15 protein-coding genes are annotated in these 22,327 nt (G+C 74.0%); 4 read left to right on the top strand and 11 right to left on the bottom strand.

Going from position 1 to position 22,327, the window contains the following annotated elements; all coding sequences use genetic code 11:
• Positions 1-68: 68 nt before the first annotated feature.
• The 5 genes from IPL61_40345 to IPL61_40325 all read right to left on the bottom strand — a co-directional run bounded on the left by IPL61_40345 (position 69) and on the right by IPL61_40325 (position 7,331).
• Positions 69-3,149 carry an efflux RND transporter permease subunit gene (locus IPL61_40345; GenBank protein MBK9037432.1) on the bottom strand — a complete coding sequence of 1,027 codons (3,081 nt, stop codon included), beginning with the start codon at positions 3,147-3,149 and terminating at the stop codon, positions 69-71.
• Between the two features lie 13 nt (positions 3,150-3,162).
• The gene (locus IPL61_40340) at positions 3,163-4,698 is read right to left on the bottom strand and encodes an efflux RND transporter periplasmic adaptor subunit (protein MBK9037431.1); all 1,536 of its coding nucleotides are present in this window, start codon (positions 4,696-4,698) and stop codon (positions 3,163-3,165) included.
• A gap of 32 nt (positions 4,699-4,730) precedes the next feature.
• A complete protein-coding gene (locus IPL61_40335; protein ID MBK9037430.1) occupies positions 4,731-5,963 on the bottom strand; it encodes a TolC family protein in 1,233 nt (410 codons plus the stop codon).
• 27 nt (positions 5,964-5,990) lie between these two features.
• A complete protein-coding gene (locus tag IPL61_40330) occupies positions 5,991-6,791 on the bottom strand; it encodes a M48 family metalloprotease (protein MBK9037429.1) in 801 nt (266 codons plus the stop codon).
• A gap of 210 nt (positions 6,792-7,001) precedes the next feature.
• Entirely contained in the window at positions 7,002-7,331 is a 330-nt protein-coding gene (locus tag IPL61_40325; GenBank protein MBK9037428.1) for a BlaI/MecI/CopY family transcriptional regulator, read from the bottom strand.
• A gap of 83 nt (positions 7,332-7,414) precedes the next feature.
• Here IPL61_40325 and IPL61_40320 point away from each other — a divergent pair, with 83 nt between their 5' ends.
• Together IPL61_40320 and IPL61_40315 are read left to right on the top strand one after the other, a co-directional pair.
• The gene (locus IPL61_40320) at positions 7,415-7,573 is read left to right on the top strand and encodes a hypothetical protein (protein MBK9037427.1); all 159 of its coding nucleotides are present in this window, start codon (positions 7,415-7,417) and stop codon (positions 7,571-7,573) included.
• A 92-nt stretch (positions 7,574-7,665) separates the two neighbouring features.
• Positions 7,666-8,100, top strand: a complete 435-nt coding sequence (locus tag IPL61_40315; GenBank protein ID MBK9037426.1) for a hypothetical protein — start codon at positions 7,666-7,668, stop codon at positions 8,098-8,100.
• A 237-nt stretch (positions 8,101-8,337) separates the two neighbouring features.
• Here the strand turns inward: IPL61_40315 and IPL61_40310 are convergent, their stop codons facing one another.
• From IPL61_40310 to IPL61_40295, 4 genes are all read right to left on the bottom strand, one after another.
• The gene (locus tag IPL61_40310) at positions 8,338-9,144 is read right to left on the bottom strand and encodes a hypothetical protein (GenBank protein MBK9037425.1); all 807 of its coding nucleotides are present in this window, start codon (positions 9,142-9,144) and stop codon (positions 8,338-8,340) included.
• Positions 9,145-9,236: 92 nt separating this feature from the next.
• Positions 9,237-10,265 carry a PEGA domain-containing protein gene (locus IPL61_40305; GenBank protein ID MBK9037424.1) on the bottom strand — a complete coding sequence of 343 codons (1,029 nt, stop codon included), beginning with the start codon at positions 10,263-10,265 and terminating at the stop codon, positions 9,237-9,239.
• The gene (locus tag IPL61_40300; GenBank protein ID MBK9037423.1) at positions 10,205-11,188 is read right to left on the bottom strand and encodes a serine/threonine protein kinase; all 984 of its coding nucleotides are present in this window, start codon (positions 11,186-11,188) and stop codon (positions 10,205-10,207) included. The genes IPL61_40305 and IPL61_40300 overlap by 61 nt, the downstream gene beginning before the upstream one ends.
• 45 nt (positions 11,189-11,233) lie before the next feature.
• Positions 11,234-12,019 (bottom strand): hypothetical protein, encoded by a 786-nt coding sequence (locus IPL61_40295; GenBank protein MBK9037422.1) that lies wholly within the window; start codon positions 12,017-12,019, stop codon positions 11,234-11,236.
• A 293-nt stretch (positions 12,020-12,312) separates the two neighbouring features.
• Between IPL61_40295 and IPL61_40290 the strand changes: the two genes are divergently transcribed.
• Both IPL61_40290 and IPL61_40285 read left to right on the top strand, forming a co-directional pair.
• Complete coding sequence (locus IPL61_40290) at positions 12,313-12,951, top strand: hypothetical protein (protein ID MBK9037421.1); 639 nt, start codon at positions 12,313-12,315, stop codon at positions 12,949-12,951.
• Positions 12,952-13,572: 621 nt separating this feature from the next.
• Entirely contained in the window at positions 13,573-19,296 is a 5,724-nt protein-coding gene (locus tag IPL61_40285) for an Ig-like domain-containing protein (GenBank protein ID MBK9037420.1), read from the top strand.
• An 87-nt stretch (positions 19,297-19,383) separates the two neighbouring features.
• Here IPL61_40285 and IPL61_40280 read toward each other — a convergent pair whose 3' ends face one another.
• Together IPL61_40280 and IPL61_40275 are read right to left on the bottom strand one after the other, a co-directional pair.
• A complete protein-coding gene (locus IPL61_40280) occupies positions 19,384-20,913 on the bottom strand; it encodes a PAS domain S-box protein (protein ID MBK9037419.1) in 1,530 nt (509 codons plus the stop codon).
• A 91-nt stretch (positions 20,914-21,004) separates the two neighbouring features.
• Positions 21,005-22,246, bottom strand: coding sequence for a penicillin-binding protein activator (locus tag IPL61_40275; GenBank protein ID MBK9037418.1), 1,242 nt, complete (start codon positions 22,244-22,246; stop codon positions 21,005-21,007).
• Between the last annotated feature and the right edge of the window lie 81 nt (positions 22,247-22,327).

The raw sequence follows: 22,327 nt of genomic DNA, 5'->3' as shown, positions 1-22,327 counted from the left end.
CGCCGAGGGGAGGGCCGGAACGGTGGGGGACCGGCTCCCGCGCCACACGCCCTCGTCACCCGGCGGCGTCACCCGCGGCGGGCCAGCCAGCCGTAGAGCGCCGGGACCACGAGCATGTTGAGCGCGGTCGACGACAGCAGGCCGCCGAGGATGACCACGCCCATCGGCGCCTGCAGCTCGTTGCCGGGCTCGCCCCCGGCCAGCACCAGCGGCACCAGCGCCAGGCCGGCGCACAACGCGGTCATCAGCACCGGCGAGAGCCGCTCCATCGAGCCGCGCTCCACCGCCTCGGCCGCGCTCGCGCCCTCGCTGCGGCGCAGGTGCTCGTAATGGCTGACCATCATGATGCCGTTGCGCGTGGCGATGCCGAACAGGGTCACGAAGCCGACCAGCGACGCGATGCTGATGACGCCGCTCCCGAGGTAGACGGCGACGACGCCGCCGATCAGCGCCAGCGGGAGGTTGACCATGATCAACAGGGCGTTGCGGAGCGAGCCGAACGACATCAGCAGCAACACCAGGATCCCCGCGACCACCGCCGCGCCGAGCACGGCGATCGTCCGCGACGCCGCCTGCTCGCTCTCGAACTGCCCGCCGTAGACCACGTAGTAGCCGGCCGGCAACACCACGCCGCGCTCGATGCCCGCGCGGATCTCGTCGATCACCCCGCGCAGGTCGCGCCCGCTGACGTTGGCGGACACGACGATGCGGCGCTGGACGTTCTCGCGCATGATCAGGTTGGGCCCGACGTCGTCGCGGATGGTCGCCAGCATCTTCAGCGGCACCCGCACCCCGGCCGGGGTGTCGATCGGCGTGGCGCGGATCGCGTCGAGATCGGCGCGCTGATCGTCGCGGTAGCGCACGACGACGTCGTAGGTGCGCTGGCCCTCGAGGACGCGGGTCACGACGGTGCCGGCGTACGCGGTCTCGACCAGCTCGGCCAGCTCGCCGCTGCGCAGGTGGTAGCGGGCGATGGCCTCGCGGTCGAACACGATCGCGACCTGCGGCACGTCGACCTGTTGCTCGACCGCGAGATCGACCACCCCGGGCACCCGGGCCATCACCGCCTTGACCGCCTCGGCGCTGACCCGCAGCTGCGCCAGGTCGTCACCGAACACCTTGATCGCGATGCTCGAGCGGGTGCCGGACAGCATGTGATCGATGCGATGGGCGATCGGGCCGCCGATCGTCGTGACCATGCCGGGGATGGTGGTCAGGCGCTGGCGCAGCTCGGCCAGGAACACCTCCTTCGGGCGGTCGGTCGCGCGCAGCCGGACGTCGATCTCGGACGCGTTGACGTCCTGGGCGTGCTCGTCGAGCTCGGCCCGGCCGGTGCGCCGCGCGGTCGACACGACCTCGGGGAACGACAGCAGCACCTCTTCGACCCGGCGGCCGAGCTGATCCGACTGCTCGAGCGACGTGCCCGGCAGGGTCACGGCGCTGATCGTCAGCGCGCCCTCGTTGAACTCGGGCAGGAAGGTGCGGCCCAGGAAGGGCACCACCGCGACCGCGACCGCCAGCATGGCCAGCGCGCCGATCACGACCACCGCCGGGCGGCGGATCGCCCGCACCAGCAGCGGGCGGTAGCCGCGCTTGAGGGTGCGCACCAGCCACGCGTCGCCGTGGGCGGCGGCGGCGGCCCGGCGCGGCAGGACGTACGCGCACAGCGCCGGCGTCAGCGTCAGCGCCACCACCAGCGACGCGAAGATCGCCACCAGGTAGGCGGCCCCGAGGGGCCGCAGCAGCCGGCCCTCGACGCCGCCCAGGAAGAACAGCGGCAGGAACACCAGCATGACGATCAGCGTGGCGAAGACGATCGAGCCGCGGACCTCGCGCGACGCCTCGAAGATCACGTCGTCGGGGGCGCGCCGGTGCGCGGCGGCGCGGGCCGCGTTCTCGCGCAGGCGCCGCACGACGTTCTCGACGTCGATGATCGCGTCGTCGACCAGCGCCCCGATCGCGATCGTCAGGCCACCGAGCGACATGGTGTTGACCGAGATCCCGAGCGCGTCCATCGCGATCACCGCGACCAGGAGCGACAACGGCAGCGACGCCAGCGAGATCAGCGTCGGCCGCAGCTGGAACAGGAACAGGAACAGGATCACCGCCACCAGGATGGCGCCGTCGCGCAGCGCCACCGACACGTTGCGGACCGCGGTGCCGATGAAGTCGGCCTGCCGCGCCTTGTCGCGCTCGATGATCATCCCCGCCGGCAGCGCGCGCTGGATCGCGTCCAGCTCGCGATCGAGCCGCGCGGTCAGCTCGAGCGTGTTGGCGCCGGGCTGCTTCTGGATGCCGATGACGACCGCCGGCCGGGCGTCCGACGAGCCGGCGCCGCGGCGGATCGCCGGCCCCAGCGCGACGTCGGCGACCTGGCCCACGACGATCGGCACGCCGTCACGGACGTCGACCACGGCGCCGGCGATGTCGGCCTCGCTGGCGAGCCGCCCGACGCCGCGGATCAGCGCCTCCTGGCCGCCGCGGACCAGGAAGCCGCCGGTCGAGTTGGCGTTCGACTGGCGCAGCGCCTCGAGCACGTCGGGGAGGCCGACGTCGAACGCGCGGAGGCGCTCGGGCGCGACCTGCACCTGGTACTGGCGGACCTCGCCGCCGATCGGCACCACCTGGGCCACGCCGGGGATGGCCAGCAGCCGCCGGCGCAGGGTCCAGTCGGCGACGTCGCGCACCTCCATCGGGGAGTGCCGATCGCTGCGCAGCGCGATGAACAGGATCTCGCCCATGATCGACGAGATCGGCGCCAGCGTGGGCGCTGGCATGTCGGGCGGGAGCTGGGCGGCGACCAGCTGCAGCTTCTCGTTGACGATCTGCCGCGCGATGTACTTGTCGGTGCCCCACGCGAACTCGACCCAGACGATCGAGATGCCGATGCCCGACGCCGAGCGCACGCGGCGCACGCCGGTGGCGCCGTTGACCGACGACTCGATCGGGAACGTGACCAGCGTCTCGACCTCCTGCGGCGCCAGCCCGTGGGCCTCGGTCACGACCGTCACGGTCGGCGCGGTGAGGTCGGGGAACACGTCGACCGGCATGCGCAGCGCCGTGACCGCGCCGTAGGCGCTGATCGCCACGGCGGCGATCACGACGAACAGGCGATTCGTGATCGACCAGCGGATGATGCGATCCATCAGCGTCATCGGGGCCTCAATGGACGTGGCCGTGGGCCGGGACCGACCCGGCCGCGGCCTGCAGCTTGATCTCGTAGGCCCCGCGGGTGACCACGTGCTCGCCGGCCGCGACGCCCTCGAGCACCTCGACCCACTCGTTGCTGCGGAGCCCGACCCGCAGCGGCCGGCGCTCGAACGCCTCGCCCTCGATCATCACGTACGCGATCGACCGGCCGGCGTCGTCGACCAGCGCCGACGCCGGGATCGCCAGCGCCGTGCGCGGCGCGCCGGTGGCGATCACCAGGCGGGCGAAGTTGCCGATCCGGAGCTTGCCGGCGCGGTTGTCGAGCTCGAAGATCACCGGCGCCGTGCGGCTGCGCGGGTCGATCACCCGGCCGATCGTGACCAGGCGCGCGTTGGTCTCGTCGACCGTGAACGGCTGCGCGTAGCCCTCCACGGTGAACCACGCCGCGCGCGCGCCCTCGACCCGGGGGAGGTCGGGCTCGAACACCTTGGCCACCAGCCACACCCGGTCGAGGTCGATCACCGAAAACAGCGCCCGGCCCTCGTCGACGTTCTCGCCGGACGCGGCCGAGATCGCGACCAGCGTGCCGTCGATGGGCGCGCGCAGCTGGAACCGCCGAGCGCCACCGCCACCGGCCGCGCTGGCGTCGAACTGGGCGAGCCGTCCCCGGGCGCCGGCGGCCCGGGCTTCGGCGATCGTGACCCGGGTCCGGGCCTCGTCGCGGACCCGACCTGGCGCGGCCTGATCCGCGACCAGGCGCTCGGCGCGGGCGAGCTCGGCCCGGGCCGCCTCGACCTCGGCCCGATTGGCCTCGACGTCCGCGGCCATCGTGGCGCGGTCACCCCCGGCGGCCGCCCGCGGCGAGATCGAGGCCAGCACCTGCCCGGCCTTCACCGGCATGCCGAGGATCGGCGCCGGCTCGCTCAGCGTCACCCGGCCGGCCACCGGCGCGCCGACCTCGGCCTCGCGGCCCGCGACCGGGCGGATCTCGCCGCTGGCGCGCACGCCGTCCTGCAGATCGCGCGGCGCCGCGGCCACGGTGCCGAAGTCGGTCTTCCACTGCTGCTCCTTCAGGAAGGTGATCCGGCCCGGCGGCTCGGTGTCGTCGCCGAGCTTGGCGCGCGCGGCGGTCTCGTCGGCGAACACCTCGCACGCGCCGGCAGCGAACGTCTCCTCGACCTGGGGGCTCGCGACCGAGAGCCGCAGCTCGCACGGTCCGACCTTGGTCGGGGTCAGGGCGGGGCGAAAGATCCCTGGGTTGGAGGGGGCGTCGACGGCGCCGCTGACGTTGGTGCCGTCGGCGTAGGTCAACGTCAGGGTCACGCGTCCATCGGTGACCGCGCGGAACGTCGGCATCTCGGTGACGTGGGCCGCGAAGCGCGCCTCGCTGCCGACCAGCAGCGGGCGGTACTCCATGAACAGCTCGGTGCGCTCGGCCCAGATCGTCACGGACTGGCCGGGCAGCTCGGGCGTCTCGGTGGCGCCGTGGCCGTGGTCGTCATGGGCGGCGTCGGAGCCGCTCCGGCCACAGCCGAGGAGGAGGATCATCGGGAGCAGTCGACGTCGCGGCATGATGGTCCTCACGGGCGGCGCCCCAGCGCGTGCCACAGGTCGAGCTCGGCCAGGCGCGCGTCGCGGCGCAGCTCGAGCTCGCGCAGCCGGGCGCCGCGGGCCACGCGATACGCGTCCAGCAGGTCGATGATGCCTGACGCGCCTTCGCGATAGCCGGTCTCGGCGGCCCGCAGCAGCGGGTCGAGGCGCGCGAGCTGCGCGCTGCCGAGCCGCTCGGCCTGGGCGCGGAGCCGCACCAGCGCGTCGCGCGCGATCGAGATCTGCGCCGGCACCGTCGCGACCAGCCACTGTTGCTCGGCGGTCGCCACCTGGTGGGCGGCCCGGGCCTGGGCGGCCGCGCCCTGGCCCCGATCGAACACCGGCAGCGACACCGAGACGCCCAGGGTGACGCCGACCGCCGCGCCGGGCGCGCCGTCGGTGGCCATCGCGCCGACGACCACGTCGAGGTCGGGGATCCAGCCGCGGCCGGCGAGCTGGCTCATCGCGGCGGCGCCGGCGGCGCGGGCCGCGGCGGCGCGGTAGTCGCCGCGACCCTCGACGGCCCCGGCCATCAGCGCCGCGATCGGCGGCGGCTCGACCGGCAGCGCCAGGTCGGAGGTGGGGGCGACCGCGGCCACGCCGATCAGCGCGCCGAGCTGCGCTTGCGCCACGGCCACCGCGCCCTCAGCCGTCGCGAGCTGGTCGTCGTAGGCCGCGAGCTCGAGCTCGATCCGCTGGACGTCGTAGCCGGCGCCGGCGCCGGCGTCGCCGCGCTTGCGGACGATGTCGACCGCGCGCACGAGCAGGCCCCGGTCGGCCTGCAGCAGCGCGACCACTCGGGCGGCGTAGGACGCCTCGGTGAACCGGCGCAGGCCGTCGATCACCCGCTCGGCGCGCACCGCGTCGACCTCGGCGCGCACCGCGTCGACCTCGGCGCGCGCTACCGCCACCCGCCGGGTGCGGCGCCCGGCCAGGTCGATCGGCATCGCCACCCGCGCGTAGCTGGTCGCCGCGCGCGCCTCCGACAGCAGCTGCTCGCGCTCGAGCTGGAGATCCGGGTTGGGGCGCACCCCGGCCGCGACGACCTCGGCGTCGCCGCGCGCGATCGCGGCCATCACCCGCGCCCGCTCGGGCGCCGCCCGCTCGAGCGCCGCGATGAACCCGGCCTCGTCGAGCGCGACCGCGTCGCCCTGGGCCCGGGCCAGCCGCGGGCTGGTCGAGGCCACCAAGAAAACTATCGACAATAGTAAGACGTGACGCACCCAGGCGGCTCCTTCGCGCGCGGCCGGTCAGCCGAGCAGCGTCTCGAGGGCGTGATGGATCGGATCGGCGAACGTCGCCAAGCCCAACGCCACGGTCGCGCCGAGCGCGACGGCGACGATCGCCAACCGGCGCGCCGTGTCATCCCCGGCCGGCGGCGCGGCCAGCACCGCCTCCACGCGGCGGGCCAGCGCCGCCGCGGTAGGCGCGTAGCTGACGCCGGCCACGGCCACGACGTCGCCGCGACACATCGCGATCAGCGCCTGCGCGACCGCGGTCGGATCGGTCACCCGGGCCGCGTCGCGATCGCGCAGCCGCTCGGTCGCGTCGTCCCAGCGCCCGACCACGAAGCCCGGCGCCAACGGCGCCGCCACCAGGGTCGCCGCGGCGAGCACCCGCCGCCACAGCACGTCGCGCGCGCCGACGTGCGCACGCTCGTGCGCCAGCATGGCGGCGCGCTCGTCATCGGTGAGCGCGCGCAGCGCCGCGGTCGAGGCGTAGATCATCGGCCGCCGGGCACCGGCGACGAAGCAGAACCGGCGCGGCGAGTCGACGACGCGGACGTCGTCGATCGTGCGGGCGACCGCCGCCAGCGCGCGCACCCGCGCGCGGGCGGCCGTCAGCGTCGCGAGCAGCAGCGCCGCCCGCCCCAGCGTGACCACCAGGGCGGCGGCGGCCACCGCCACCGCCCACGGCCGCGCCAGCCAGGCCCCGCCGTGGGCGACGCACAGGTGCGCGTGGTGATCGTGGGCCTCGCAGTGATCGACGGTCGTCGCCGAGTGCAGGATCAGCATCGCGACGACCAGCGCGCCGGCGATCGGCGGGACCATCGCCGCCAGCGCGGCGGCGCGGCGCTCGGCGCCCGGCCCCGCGCCGCGAGCGACCGCGCGCCGACCGCGAGCAGGCCGCAGCTGAGCGCCGACGCGATCAACGTCACCAACAAGAACACCACGCTGAACCCGACGACGCTCCCGAGCGCGGTCACTGCTGCCTCCGCTTGGCGGCGATCAGCTGCTCGAGCGCGGCCAGGTGCTGCGGGCTCAGCCGGCCGCGACGTCGACGAACGCCGCCAGCACGGGCCCGGCGCCGTGCTCGAGCAGCGGGCCCACCGCCGCCTCGACCACCCGGCGCTGGTACTCCGCGCGATCGATCGCCGGCCGGTACACGAACGCCAGGCCGTCCTTGTCGCGCGCGAGGAGCCCCTTCTTGAACAGGCGGTCGAGCGTGGTCATGACCGTGGTGTAGGCGGGGCGCGCGCCCAGCCGCGCCTTGACGTCGCGCACCGCCAGCGGGCTCAGGTCCCACAGGATGTCCATGACCCGTTGCTCGAGGTCCCCGAGGACCCGCGCGGCGTCATCGAACGAGCGCATCTATCGCTTCTAGCCCATGCTCCTACGATTGGCAATCGTAGGCCCGCGCGAGCGCACGCTTCGACCTGAGGTACGCTCGCGTCGTGGCCCGGCGCTCCCCGATCGCCTCTGGTGTGATGCTGGCGGCGTTCGCGGCGATCGCGTTCGGCGCCACGACGCCGGTCGTGGCGTGGGCGGGGCGCGGGCTCGGTCCCTTCACCACGGCCGCGTTGATGTACGCGGGCGCGGCGCTCATGCGCTGACGTTGCGGCGCCGCCCGCGCGGCGCGCCTGCCGCAGGAGGGCGACTGGGTGCGTGATCGGCAGCGGTCGCGCCGGTCCTGCTCGCGTGGGGCGTGCAGCGCGCCGGCGCCACCGTCACCGCGCTGTTGCTGAACCTCGAGGCGGCGTTCACCGTCGTGCTCGCCCGGCTGTGGTACCGGGAGGTCATCGGCCCCCGGGTCGCGCTGGCGCTGCTGGCGATGGCGGCCGGCGGCGCCGCGGTGGTCGTGCCCGGCTCGGCGTGGACCGTCGGCGCGACGCTGGGCATGATCGCCGTGGCCGGCGCGACCCTGGCGTGGGCGACCGACAACGCGTTGACCCGCCCGCTGGCCGAGCGCATGCCGCTCGACGTGCCGCGGCTGGCCTGGGCCGGCGACGACGCTGTCGCCCAGGGCGCGGGCTGCGGCGTGCGGCGCCACCGGCTACGGCTCAGCCTGGTGGACCTCGCCAGATCCGCGCGCGCACCGCGTCGGTCGCTGGGCCTGTCTGGCGATCCACGGGCGACGTAGCCGGGCTGATGGCCTGGGGTGGCTCACGGACCGAGCGCCGCGCGCCCACGCTCCCGCGATCGAACATGATCCCTGCCGGCCACGATGACGATCACGATCACGTCCCCCCGAGGCGTGGCGAACACGCCCCCCCCCCGGGCCTGCTGCCGTCTGCCACGCGCGAGCACGCGCCGACCGCCGACCGCCCGCCCTCCCGCCGGCAGAAGTCGTCGCCGGCGCCGCGCCGGTCGCGACCCGTCAGAACGAGAAGACGGCGGGGCCGGCCGACATGCGCGGCGCGCCCTCGGGCAGCACCAGCGCGCGGCCGGGCTGGGCGTTGTTCGACGAGCCGCTGTCGGCGAGCACGATCACGACGTACACGCCGACGGCGGCCAGCACCCAGAACACGGGGCTCTTGTAGAACGGGCGGCTCGACTTCTTGGGCGTGTCGCCGGTCGGGCTCGCGGGCGCGGGCGCGGCGCCGTTGGCGGGCGGCGTCGGCGAGGCGGCGGCGCTCGGGGGCGGCAGCGGCGTGGCGCGGAGCGCCTGAAGATCGACGGCCGCGACCCGGTCGAGCTCGGGATCGTTGGTGCCCGTCGGCGCCGGCCGGGTGGCGGCGGCGGCCTGCTCGGCGGCGCGGCGGGCGGCCTCGGCGGCGGCGGCCTGCTCGGCGGCCTGGCGGGCGGCCTCGGCGGCGGCGGCGTCGGCGGCCGAGGCGGCGGGCGTCAGCCGGGTGATCGAGGCCTCGACCTCGGCGCGGTTGGCCGCGTTGGGGGAGCGGTCGAGGTACGCGCGGTAGGCCTTGATCGCGGCGCCGGCGTCGCCCTTGCGCTCGAGCGCGAGCCCGATGTTGTAGTCGTTGACCGGCGACGGCAGGATCTGATCGGCGGCGCGGAACTCGGCGACCGCCTCGTCGTACTGGGCGGCGTTGAACCGGGCCATGCCGGCCTGGTAGTGCGCGCGCGCCTCGACGCGCGGGTCGGGCTGGGCGTGGGCGACGGACGGCGCGAGCACCGCGAGCACGAGCGCGAACAGCGGGATCAATCGGAGGTAGATGGGACGCATGGGACCTCGGGGAGCGGCGGGAGGGACAGCTTGGTCATCGTGCCAGAACCAAGGGGAGCCGGATCGCCCGAGCTGGGTCGGTGTGATCGCGGTTACCCCATGCAGTCGGGGGACAGCGCGTTGGCGGGGTCGGTGCAATCGATCTTGGGCGGGCGCGTGCCGCCGTTCGCGTCGAGCTTCACCTTGACCTCCTCGGTGAGCCCGTCGACGGTGACGGTCTTGTCCTTGTAGCCCTTGGCCTTGACGCGCACCTCGTGGGTGGTGCCCGGCGTGACCTTCAGGTTCTTGGGGGCCTTGCCGAGCTCCTTGCCGTCGACGTAGATGATCGCGCCCTTGGCGTTGGACGTGATGAGCACGACCACGTCGAGCGACGGCGGATCGTCGATCCCGGCGTCGACGTCGCTGGTGGGCACGGCGGTGGCGGCGTCGACGTCGCTGGTGGGCACGGCGGTGGCGGCGTCGACGTCCTCGAGCGCAGCCCCGGCGCCGGCGTCGATGGTGGCGGGCGGATCGATCGCGCCGCCCGCGCCGGCGTCGGGCTCGGCCATCGCGACGCCGCCGCCCGCGTCGATCGTCGCGACCGGATCGGTCGTGCCGGCCTCGGACTTCTTCTTGCCCGACAGCACCACCACCGCGGCGATGCCACCGCCGACGATCACCAGGATCAACAGCGCGGCGATCAGGCCGACCTTGCTCTTCTTGGGCCCGGCGGCCTCGCTCATCGCGAACTGCGACGAGTCGGCGTTGAAGTACGGCGCGCTGGCCGCGGGGTTGGGGCCCGCGTACGGCCCGCTGCCCGGCGGCGGATAGCCCGGCGTCGGGCCGCTGCCCGGCGGTGGATAGCCGTTGCCCGCCGGCGGGTAGCCCGGCATCGGGCCGCTGGGTTGGCCGTAGCCCTGGGCGCCGTACGGGGGCGGCGTCGGCGACGACACGCCCGGCACGCCACCCGCCATCATCGTCGCTGCGCTGGCCGCGCCCGGCGGTCCCGCCATCCCGGGGCCCGCGACCAACGTCGCCGGCATCATGCCGGTCGCCGGGCTGAACGCCTCCATGTACGAGCTCATGCCGGGGCCGACGAGCGTGCGGTAGACGCCGACGAGCGCGTTGACGAACTCGTCCATCGACCGGTAGCGCTTGTCGGGATCCTGGCCATCGCCTTGGCGATGACCTCGGGCAGGCCCGCGGGCAGGGTGCGGCCGGTCTTGGCGGCGCGCTGCGCCACCGGCTCCGGCTCGGTCGTGATGTGCTGGGTCAGGATGCCCATGAACGACTCGCCCTGGAACGGCAGCGAGCCGGAGAACACCTCGTAGCAGATGACGCCCATCGCGTAGATGTCGACGCGCGCGTCGACGCCCTGGCCCATCGCCTGCTCGGGCGCCATGTAGAACGGCGTGCCGAAGATCGTGCCGGTGCGGGTCAGGTTGTTCTGGCCGTCCTGGCCGGCGACCTTGGCGATGCCGAAGTCGAGCAGCTTGGGCACGTCCTCGCCGTTGGGGCCGAACGTGACGAAGATGTTCTCGGGCTTCATGTCCCGATGGATGATGTTCTTGGCGTGGGCGGCGGCGAGGCCGTGGCCGGTCTGGATCAGGATGTTCAGGAGCCGATCGGTCGGCATCGGCTCCTTGATCATGTCGTTGAGCGGAGCGCCGTCGAGCAGCTCCATGCACAGGTAGATGCGGCCGTCCTTGAGCTGGCCGAAGTCGTCGATGCCGATGATGTTGCGGTGGCCGATCGACGACGCCGACCGCGCCTCCTGGCGGAACCGGGTCACCGCCTCCGCGTTCGAGACGATCTCGGGCCGCAGCAGCTTGATCGCGACCTTCTTCTCGATGTGGATGTGCTCGGCCGCGTAGACCTCGCCCATCCCGCCCTCGCCGAGCTTCTTGATGATCTTGTAGCGACCGTCGAGGACCTCGCCGACCAGCGACGCCTCGGCGCCCTCGGCCGGGGCGCCTGCCGCCGGGAGGGACGACGACGAGCCAGCCTGGGGCAGATCGCCCGACGACCCGCCCGGGCCCATGCGCGTGTTGCCACCAGAGCTCATGTGGCCGGTAGTATATCCCGACGGGGGCCCCGGTGCTGCACCGGGCTACGGCATCGGCGTCGGGCTGCAGACCCCGAGGCCGAGCGGGCCGGCGCCCGGGTCCTGGTTGATGAGGCAGACCTCGCCGTCGGGGCACGGCGGCAGATCGGGGCGCCCGCACGCCCCCGGGGGCAGCATCGGCGGCGGCGCGCCCGCGGTGGTGAGCTGGCACTGGCCGAACACGCACTGGGGCGCCTCGCCCGCGACGCAGGTCGAGACGTCGGGGCAGGGCACGTCGGCCATGTTCGGCGGGCAGTTCAGCGCGCCGACGAAGCCGTCGACCTCGCTGGCCAGCACCGCGGTGTCGCGGCCGCCGCGGGCGCAGCCGCAACAATCCGCGGGCACCTCGACGCAGTCGGTGTCGAGGGTGCAGCCAGCGGGGGCGCCGTTCTCCGCGCAGGCGCACGTGAGGCAGCCGGACTCGTCGGCGGCGAACCCGGTCGCGCACGACAGATCGCAGCTCATCGGCGCGCACTCGGCCATGCACGTCCCGGCCTGACAGCGCGCGACCAGCGGCGCGCAGCTCCCGTCGGTGGGCGGCGTGCACGCGACGTTGGCGCAGGTCTCGAGCCAGCCGCTGTCGACGCCGGTGGCGTAGCTCGGGCAGTCGCAGCAGCTCGGCCCGGCCAGCACGCAGTCGTCGTCGATCACGCAGCCCGCGGTCGGCACCAGGTCGTCGCCCAGCTCGCTGGCCTGGTACGACGCCGGGCACGCGGCGGCCGCGAGGGCGAGAGCGAGGACGACCAGGCGCACGGTGGCCACGAGGATGAGCAGCTTCCGTGCCGGGCGCAAGCGTTCGGGATCACGGCCGTCCGGCTCAGTTTTCTGAGCCGGCGGCGGGGCCAGGCACGGAGAAGAGAGGGGGACGGTGTCAACTCCGACAACCTTTCGGGCCGCGCGTCCCAACGCTCGCGCCGGCCGCGGGGGCGGCCGCGGGCACGGCCGATCGCGGCGGCTGGGAACGTTGGCAGCATCGCCGGCCGCGACCCAGGGGTCGTCCGGCGGGCACCGGCGTGGCTCCCGCGTTGTCGATGAACCGCCATCGGGGGGTGCTCGGATCAGAGGGATCGCATAGCGTGCGCGCCGTGGGTTCGAAGATCATCACCAAGACCGACCGCGCCATGGAAGACCGCCTGCTGGCGGTGTCTGGCGATCCCGAGCGCGCCGACACCCTGTCCAAGGCCCGCGCCTTCAAGCGCACCTGGCTCGAGCTCGCCGACGCGCTGGCCCGGGTGCAGAAGGGCGAGTCGTGGCGGCGCTGGGGCTTCACCGACTTCGACTCGTACTGCCGCAAGGAGCTGCACATGCGGTCGTCGACGGTGGCCAAGCTGCTCGGCAGCTACCGCTTCCTCGAGTCGAGCGCGCCGAGCGTGCTCGAGCGGGCGCGGTCGATGCCCGAGGAGCCGATCCCGTCGATCGCCGCGATCGAGTTCGTGCAGAAGGCCACCGACCGCGGCGCCGCCGACGAGGCCACGCTGGCCGACATGCGGCGGTTCGCGTTCGAGGAGGGCGCCGAGGCGCCGATGCTGGCCAAGAAGTTCAAGGAGGTCGCGTTCCCCGAGGCCGACGACGAGCGCAAGGAGCGCGTGCGCGGCCAGCTGATCGGCGCGGCCCGGCGCCTCGCCGCGCTGCTCGTCGAGGAGGACCTGCCGGTGACCAAGGCGCTCGCCAAGCGCACCGAGGAGGCGGTCGGCGAGCTGCTGGCGGCGCTCGAGGCGAACTGACGCAGGGACGGTGTCAACTTTGACAACGTCTGGTCGCGGCTGACCGGCGGACCCTCCGGTCCGCTGCGATCCCCGCGCGGCCCGGCGGCGAAGTCCGCCGTCGAGGTCAGCTGCCGCGCCGCGACCGGATCGGTCGCGATCCTGGGGCGTGGTGACTGTCGCCGGTCGGGCCCAGGGTCCACCATCGCGAGACCCACGGCCGGTCGAGACATTCTCGGCCCCAGGAGCGTTCGATGAGATCGATGAAGCGAAGTCCGATGGTCCGCAGCCTCGCGATGGCTACGCTCGTGTGTTTCGTCTCGGTCTCGTGCGGCCCCAAGGCCGGGTCGCGCCCGCCCACCGGCGGCGGCTCGGGCGTCGTCACGCCCGGTGGTCAGCCCCTGGTCCAGGACGACAAGCCGGGCTTGACGATGCGGCTGTCCGATGGCCGGGCCGGGGCGCCGGCCGCCGACCGATCGCAGCTCCCGCCGACGCAGCAGCTCGATGACGCCGCGGCCAAGGCGATCCTCGATCGGGTCGCGCCGGTCGGCGCCAAGCCGGACGACACGCAGGCGTTCGCGCTGCGCGACCGGTCGCAGCCGCCGCCGCGCACCGGCAAGACGATCAAGGGGCACGTTCCCGGTGCCGAACCCGCAGGCGGGGCCGCCGCCGGCGACCAACGACGCCGGCAAGCCGCTGACGCTCCTGCGGTGGGCGCCCGAGGGCGACGTGCCGCTGGCGCCGCAGCTGCAGCTGACGTTCTCGCAGCCGATGGTGGCGGTGACGTCGCAGGACGACGCCGCGGCGGTGGTGCCGGTGACGCTGTCGCCGACGCCGCCGGGGCGCTGGCGCTGGCTCGGCACGAAGACGATCGTGTTCGATCCGACGGTCCGGTTCCCGCAGGCGACGACCTACACGGTCGCGGTCGCCAAGGGCACGAAGAGCGCCACCGGCAACGTGCTGGCCGACGCCAAGCGGTTCACGTTCACGACGCCGACGCCGCGGGTCGAGGCCAGCTGGCCGGGCGGTGGGCCCCAGCGCCTCGACGCGCCGATGTTCGTGCGCTTCGATCAGCAGATCGATCCGGCCGCGGTGCTGGCGACGATCACGGTCAAGGGCGGGGGCAAGACCTACGCCACGCGGCTGCTGACCGACGCCGAGATCGCCACGCACGAGGTCGTCAAGAGCCTGGTCGACTCGACCAAGGCCGCCGAGCAGGACGGCCGCTGGCTGGCGTTCGCGGCCACCGAGCCGTTCCCCAAGGACACCCACGTCGAGGTCACGGTCGGCCCGGGCACGCCGTCGGCCGAGGGCCCCAACCGCACCGCCGATCGTCAGGCCTTCAGCTTCGACACGTACCCGCCGCTCCAGATCGTGCGCGCCGAGTGCGGCTGGGGCGAGTGTCCGCCGGGCGCGCCGTTCCAGATCGAGTTCAACAACCCGCTCGAGGTCGATCGCTTCGACGCGGCGCAGGTCGTGACGACGCCGGCGATCGCGCGCGCGGCGGTGACCGCCAACGGCAACTACGTCATGGTCCAGGGCCTCACCGCCGGCCAGACCGCGTACCAGACCGTGGTGTCGGGCGGCGTGCTCGACCGCTTCGGGCAGACGCTGGGCAAGGACGCCGAGCTGCGGTGGAAGACCGGCAAGGCCTACCCGAACTTCTACGGCCCGTCGGGCCTGGTCGTGCTCGATCCCGGCGCGCGCGCGCCGACGCTCGACGTGTTCACGACCAACTACGACGGGCTCAAGGTCGCGCTCTACGCGGTCGCGCCGTCGGACTACGCCGCGTTCGGCAAGTACATGAACAACCAGTGGCAGCGCAAGAAGCCGACGCTGCCCGGCAAGAAGGTGTTCGATCAGGTGATCAAGGTCGGCGGCGCCGACGACGAGCTGACCGAGACCCACGTCGAGCTGGCGCCCGCGCTCAAGGGCGGCCTCGGCCACGTCATCGCGGTGATCGAGCCGTCGCCGTGGCGCGAGCGCTACGATCCGCCGCGGCTGATCACCTGGGCGCAGTCGACCCGGCTGGGCGTCGACGCGGCGGTCGACGCCGGCGAGCTGCACGCGTGGGTCAACCGGCTCGGCGACGGCGCGCCGGTCGCCGACGCGGCGCTGTCGATCGAGCCGTGGGGCATCGCGGCGACGTCCGGCGACGACGGCACGGCCGTGATGGCGCTGTCGGCGCGCGGCCTGACGGGCCCGGGCATGCTGGTCGCGAAGAAGGGCGACGACGTGGCGTTCGTGCCCGACGGCTACGGCTGGTGGGGCGACGAGCCGCAGTGGCGCAAGCGCGACGTCGACGATCAGCTGCTCTGGCACATCACCGACGACCGCCAGATGTACCGGCCAGGCGAGGAGGTGCGGGTCAAGGGCTGGCTGCGCGTGCACCAGGGCCGCGAGGGCGGCGACGTCGCCGGCATCGCCGGGCTGGTGTCGTCGGTCAGCTACAAGGTGATCGATCCGATCGGCAACGAGCTGACCAAGGGCACGGTCAAGGTCAGCGCGCTGGGCGGCTTCGATCTGATGTTCAAGCTGCCGGGCACGCCCAACCTCGGCTACGCGTCGATCCAGCTCGAGGCCAAGGGCCGGCTGTCGGGCTCGGGCTACCACGGCTTCCAGATCCAGGAGTTCCGGCGGCCCGAGTACGAGGTCAGCGCCAAGGCCGACGACGCGATCAAGGTGATCGGCGGCAGCGCCGACGTGACGGTGCAGGCGAGCTACTTCGCCGGCGGCGGCCTCGCCGGCGCCGACGTCAACTGGTCCCTGACCGCGACCGAGACCACGTTCACGCCGCCCAACCGCGACGACTTCACGTTCGGCAAGTGGGTGCCGTGGTGGGGCTGGGGCCGGCGGTGGTGGGACGACGGCGGCGGCTGGACCGCGCCGCAGAGCTGGAACCACCAGGGCAAGACCGACGCCACCGGCGCCCACGTGCTGCACCTCGACTTCCTCGGCGTCAACCCGCCGACCCCGATGACGGTCAGCGCCAACGCGTCGGTGACCGACGTCAACCGCCAGGCGTGGAACGCGGCCACGACGCTCTTGATCCACCCGGCGGTCCACTACGTCGGCCTGCGCAGCAAGCGGCCGTACGTCGACAAGGGCCAGCCGATCGAGGTCGAGGCGATCGACGTCGACCTCGACGGCCAGGCCGTGCTCGGCCGGCCGATCGAGCTGCAGGCGGTCCGCCTCGACTGGAAGTACGACAAGGGCAGGTACGTCGAGACCGAGGAGGACGTGCAGTCGTGCGCGCTGACCTCGGCCGCCGCCGCCGGCCTGTGCTCGTTCACGACGCCCGAGGGCGGGCAGTACCGCATCACCGGCGTCGTCACCGACGACCGCGGCCGCAAGAACCGCACCGAGCTGACGGTCTGGGTCTCGGGCGGCAAGACCCCGCCGGCCCGCGACGTCGAGGAGGAGCAGGTGACGCTCATCCCCAACGCCAAGGAGTACCGGCCCGGCGACACCGCCGAGCTGCTGATCCAGGCGCCGTTCTACCCGGCCGAGGGCGTGCTCAGCGTGCGCCGCTCGGGCATCGTCTCGTCGTCGCGCTTCACGATGACCGGGCCGACCCACAAGGTCACGGTGCCGATCACCGACGGCTACACGCCCAACCTGTACGTCCAGGTCGACCTGGTCGGCATGAGCGCCCGGGTCGGCGACGACGGCCAGCCCGACGCCACGCTGCCCAAGCGCCCGGCCTACGGCGTCGGCACGATCAACCTCGCGGTCCCGCCGCGGCACCGCACGCTGGCGGTCACGATCACGCCGCAGGCGGCCAAGCTGGCGCCGGGCACCAAGACTTCGCTCGGCGTCACCGTCAAGGACGCGGCCGGCAAGCCGGTCAGCGGCGCCGAGGTCGCGGTGATCGCCGTCGACGAGGCCGTGCTGTCGCTCACCGGCTTCCAGTTCGCCAACCCGATCGACACCTTCTATCAGCAGCGCGACCTGGGCGCGACCGACCACCGCCTGCGCTCGTTCGTGAAGCTGGCGCAGCCCGACGTCACCGGGCTGGCCGCAGGCCAGGCGCTCGGCGGCGACGGGTACACCAAGAACATCCCGGCCGAGGGCCGCACCTTCGAGTCTACGGTCGGCGCCGCCGCCGGCAGCGATCGGGACGCGGACGGCGTGCCAGACGTCGCCGACAAGGAGATGGCGGCGTCCGGCGCCAAGTCGGCCAGCGCGTCATCGGCGTCACCGCCGGGCATCGCCGTGCGCACGAACCTGAACCCGCTCGCGGCGTTCGCGCCCGAGGTCAAGACCGGCGCCGACGGCACCGCCACGGTCGCGCTGACCCTGCCCGACAACCTGACGCGCTACCGGCTGATCGCGATCGCGGTCGCCGGCGAGCGGCAGTTCGGCAAGGGCGAGAGCGCGCTGACCGCGCGGCTGCCGGTGATGGTGCGGCCGTCGCCGCCGCGGTTCCTCAACTTCGGCGACACGTTCGAGCTGCCGGTCGTGGTGCAGAACCAGACCGACGCGCCGCTCGCGATCGACGTGGCCGTGCGCGCGACCAACGCCCGGCTCACCGCCGGCGCCGGCCGGCGCGTGACCGTGCCCGCCAACGACCGCGCCGAGGTGCGGTTCCCGGCCGCGGCCGTGATGGCCGGCACCGCGCGGTTCCAGCTGGTCGCGACCTCGTCGGCCGGCGCCGACGCCGCCGAGGTGGCGCTGCCGGTGTGGACGCCCGCGACGACCGAGGCCTTCGCCACCTACGGCCAGATCGACGCCGGCGCGATCAAGCAGCCGATCGCGCTGCCGGGCCAGGTCGTGACCCAGTTCGGCGGGCTCCAGGTCGAGACCTCGTCGACCCAGCTCCAGGCGCTCACCGACGCGTTCTTGTACCTGATCGCGTACCCGTTCGAGTGCAGCGAGCAGATCAGCTCGCGCGTGGCCGGCATCGCCGATCTGCGCGACGTGCTCGCGGCGTTCGCGGCGCCGGGGCTGCCGAGCAAGGACAAGCTCGAGGCCCGCGTCGGCGACGACCTCGAGCGCCTGTACGCGCTGCAGAACGGCGACGGCGGGTTCCCGTTCTGGCAGCGCGGCTACGAGTCGTGGCCGTACCTGACGGTGCACGTCGTCAACGCGATGGTGCGCGCCCAGGCCAAGGGCTTCACGATCGAGCGCGGCCCGCTCGACCGCGGCCTCGAGTACCTGCGCACGATCGAGCGGCGCTACCCGAGCTACTACGACCAGCAGACCCGGCGCACGATCACCTCGTACGCGCTCTACACCCGCACGCTCGCGGGCGATCGCGACGTGGCGCGCGCCCGGGGCCTGATCAAGGAGGCCGGCGGCGTCGACCAGCTCTCGCTCGAGGCGGTCGGCTGGCTCCTCGGCGTGGTCGCGCAGCAGGCCGACGCCGCCGACGAGCGCAAGGCCATCGTCCGCCACCTCGACAACAAGGTCACCGAGACCGCCGCCGCCGCGAACTTCACGACCGCGGTCACCGACGGCGCCTACCTGATCCTGCACAGCGACCGGCGCGTCGACGCGATCGTGCTCGAGTCGCTGATCGCCGAGGCCCGCGCCAGCGACCTCATCCCCAAGCTGGTGATCGGCCTGCTCGGCCACGCCAAGGCCGGGCGCTGGGAGTCGACGCAGGAGAACGTCTTCGTGCTGTCGGCGCTCGACCTGTACTTCCACGAGTACGAGCAGGTGACGCCGGACTTCGTGGCGAAGGTGTGGCTGGGCGACGGCTACGCCGGCGACCACGCCTTCAAGGGCCGGCAGACCGATCGGTTCGCGATCGACATCCCGATGCAGACCGTCGCCGACAAGGCCAGCAAGGGCCCCGCCGACCTGGTGATCCAGAAGGACGGCAAGGGCCGCCTCTACTACCGGGTCGGCATGACCTACGCGCCGGCCAACCTGCAGCTCGCCGCCGCCGACTACGGCTTCACCGTGCTGCGCCGGTACGAGCCCGTCGACGATCCTGCCGACGTGGTCCGGAATCCGGACGGTTCGTGGAAGATCAAGGCCGGCGCCCGGGTGCGCGTGCGCCTGTCGATGGTGGCCGAGAGCCGCCGCTACCACGTCGCGCTGGTCGATCCGCTGCCGGCCGGGCTCGAGCCGATGAACCCGGCGCTGGCGGTGACCGGCCCGGTGCCGCAGGATCCGCAGCCCGCGAAGGGCGGCAACCGCTACTGGTGGTGGTCGCGCACCTGGTACGAGCACCAGAACATGCGCGACGAGCGGGTCGAGGCCTTCACGTCGCTCCTGTGGGAGGGCGTCTACGACTACACCTACGTCGCCCGCGCCACCACGCCCGGCACGTTCGTCGTGCCGCCGACCAAGGCCGAGGAGATGTACCACCCCGAGACCTTCGGCCGATCGTCCTCGGACAAGGTCGTCGTCGAGTAGCCGCGCGATCCTGCGCCGCGATGGCGGGCTCGGCGTCGCTTGCCGGCCTGTCCATCACCCGGCGAGCTGAGCCGGCCGGCGAGCGGGTCAGCCGGGGCGGCCCGGCCGCACCGATCCCGGGACCAGCCGCGCGATCGCCGTGCTCAGGCCGTCGGCGTCGAAGGGCTTGGCCAGGAAGCCCGTGGTCTCGGTCCCGCTCGGCAGCAGGCCGGGCTCGGGCGTGTAGCCCGACATGAACAGCACCGGAAGGTCGGGGCGATGCGCACGCAGCTGCGCCACCGCCTCGGGCCCGTTCATCCCCGGCATCAGCACGTCACACACCACGACCGTGTACGGGCGGGATGCCGCCGCGAACGACGCCACCGCCTCGCGACCGCCGTGCGCGATCACGAGCTCGAAGCCGAGCGCGCGCAGCACCCTGCCGACCGTGCTCGCCACCAGCGGGTCGTCGTCGACGACCAGCGCCGTCCCCTCGAAGCGGACGGCCGCGCGCGCCGGCGCCGGCGCCTCGGCCTCGGGCGAGGGCCTGAGGTAGATGCTGAACCGGGAGCCCAGGCCGGGCGTCGACTCGACGCGCAGGCCAGCCTGATGGCTCCGGACGATCCCCGAGACCGCCGCGAGCCCGAGCCCGCGGCCGGTCTGCTTGGTGGTGAAGAACGGGTCGAAGATGCGCTGCACCGTCTCGGGGGGCATGCCGGTCCCGGCGTCCGCGACCTCGAGCACGACCGCCGGCCCCGGGGCGAACGACGCGGTCAGCGGGCCCGCCGCGAGCTCGTCCGCGCCGACGTGGCGGTGGTCGAGGCGCACCGTCACCTCCCCCCCACCGCCCATCGCCTCGGTCGCGTTGATGACCAGGTTGAGCAGCACCTGGCGCAGCTGACCGCGGTCGCAGACGACCGCCGGCACGCCGGCGGCGAGGTCGAGCTGCAGGCTCGTCCCGCCGCGGGCCGAGATCCGCAGCAGCGGCGTCAGCTCGTGGATCAGCTGGTGCAGGTCGGTGGGTTCGACCGGCGTGACCTGCCGCCCCGTGTAGGCGAGCAGCTGCTGGGTGAGCTCGCGCGCGCGCAGCGCCGCGCTCTCGATCGTGGCGAGCGCGGCGGCCGTCTCCGGCGGCAGCCCGAGCCGCAGCACGCTGGCCTCGCCGAGGATGACCGCGAGCAGGTTGTTGAAGTCGTGGGCGACGCCGCCGGCCATCACCCCCAGGCTCTCGAGCTTCTGCACCGCCAGCAGCTGCTGCTCGAGCCGCTTGCGCTCGGAGATGTCCCGGCTGTTGGCGACCACGCCGCGCACCGCCGGGTTCTCGAGCTGGTTGCTGGCGATGGCCTCCATCCACAGCCAGCGACCGTCCTTGGTCAGGTAGCGGTACTCGACGGTCGCGAGCGCGTTTGGCTGCGCCAGCACCTCGCCAAAGACCCGCGCGACCTCGGCGTGGTCGTCGGGGTGGATGAGCTCGAAGGTGTCCTTGCCTCGCAGCTCCTCAGGGGTGAACCCGTTGATGCGGAGCGTGGCGGGCGAATTGAAGACCAGCCGACCGTCACCATCGAGCAGCGAGATGATGTCCGCCGAGTGCGTCGTCAACGCGCGGAACATCTCCTCGGTCCAGGCGTCATCGCGCATGGGTCGAGCAGACACGCTGGCGCGGCTGAGGTCACGCCCGGGGCGGTGCATATTGTGCGCGGCGCCGTCCGGTGGATCGATCCACCGGCGGTCAGTACGGCTCGACCACGAGCGCGCCGGCGTCGACCTTGAGCACGACCGGCGCGCGCTCGAGGCGGCCGTCGGGGCCGACCCGGGCCGGGGCGCAGGCGCCGTTGTCGAGCGTGGCGGCGGCGAGCGCGGCGATGAACGCGGCGCGGGGATCGCGGCCGCCGATCAGCGCGGCGTGGGCGCGGGCGGCGGCGACGAGGCGCCAGGCGTCGAGGGCGGCGGCGGCGGCGGGCGAGGGATCGCGGCGGCGGCGGGCGCGGAACGCGTCGACGAAGTCGGTGGCGGCGGCCGCGCCGAGCGCGAGCGGGCACGGCTCGAGGATCAGCGCGCCCTCGACCGCCGGGCCGCCGCGGGTGATCAGGCTCGGGTGGTTCCACGCGGCGCTGCCGAGCAGCTGCACGACCTGCGGCAGTCGCCCGCCGTGCTTGCGCGCGAGCGCGTCGAGGTCGGGGAAGTCCTCGCTGTGGACCTCGACGCCCAGGTACGGCAGGAAGCTCGCGACCAGCGCGGCGCGCTCGTAGCGATCGGGCACGTACAGGAGCGCGAACGGCACGTCGGGCGAGAACGTCTGCCAGCCGCGGCGGCCGGCGCGGCGCAGGTGCGCGGCCAGGCGCGGGTTGGTCTTGGGGTCGAGGCCCAGGAACGCCTTGACGTCGGCCTCGAGGGTCTTGCCGTCGGGCGCGTACGCGCCGCGGGCGGTGACGGTGAGCCCGACGGTGGCGGCGGTGGCCGCGAACGCCTCGGCGGCGGCGGCGCCGACCTCGTCGTCCGGGGCCAGCACGCCGACGGTGGCGACCCCGAGCTCGGCGGCGAACGCGGCGGCGGCCCGGGCCTCGCCCTCGGGCGAGTCGACCAGCCGGAACAGGCCGCGCGCCCGCAGCTCACCGTCGGTCGGCGACAAGAGCGCGATCGGCACGCGCAGCTCGACCGCGCGCGCCGCCGCCGCCTCGGCCTCGCGCACCCCGACCGGGCCCAGGATCGCGAGCGCGCCGGCGGCGACCGCCTCGTCGACCACGGCCGCGGCCCGCGCCGGATCACCCGCGGTGTCGAGCACGAGCCGCCGGGCGCCGTCGTCGGGCGCCAGCTCGATCGCGGCCCGCAGCTCGTCGCCGATCGCCGCGTGCGGCCCCGACAGCGGCAGCAGCACCGCGATCGTGTCGGTCGCGATCACGGGCGCGGGGACGCCGGCGTCGGGCGCGATCGTCGGCGCGGGGGCGCCGGCGTCGGGCCGGTCCGCGCGCACGTGGCGGGTGCCCAGGCCGGGCTCGATCGGCGCCGGCGCCGGCGCCCGACAGCCGAGCGCGGCGATCGTGGCGGCGACGGC

It is taken from the genome of Myxococcales bacterium (assembly GCA_016717005.1).
In the GTDB taxonomy this organism is placed as follows: domain Bacteria; phylum Myxococcota_A; class Polyangia; order Haliangiales; family Haliangiaceae; genus UBA2376.
The sequence above is the reverse complement of the archived record's forward strand: the minus strand, read 5'-3'. Positions and strand labels throughout refer to the sequence as shown.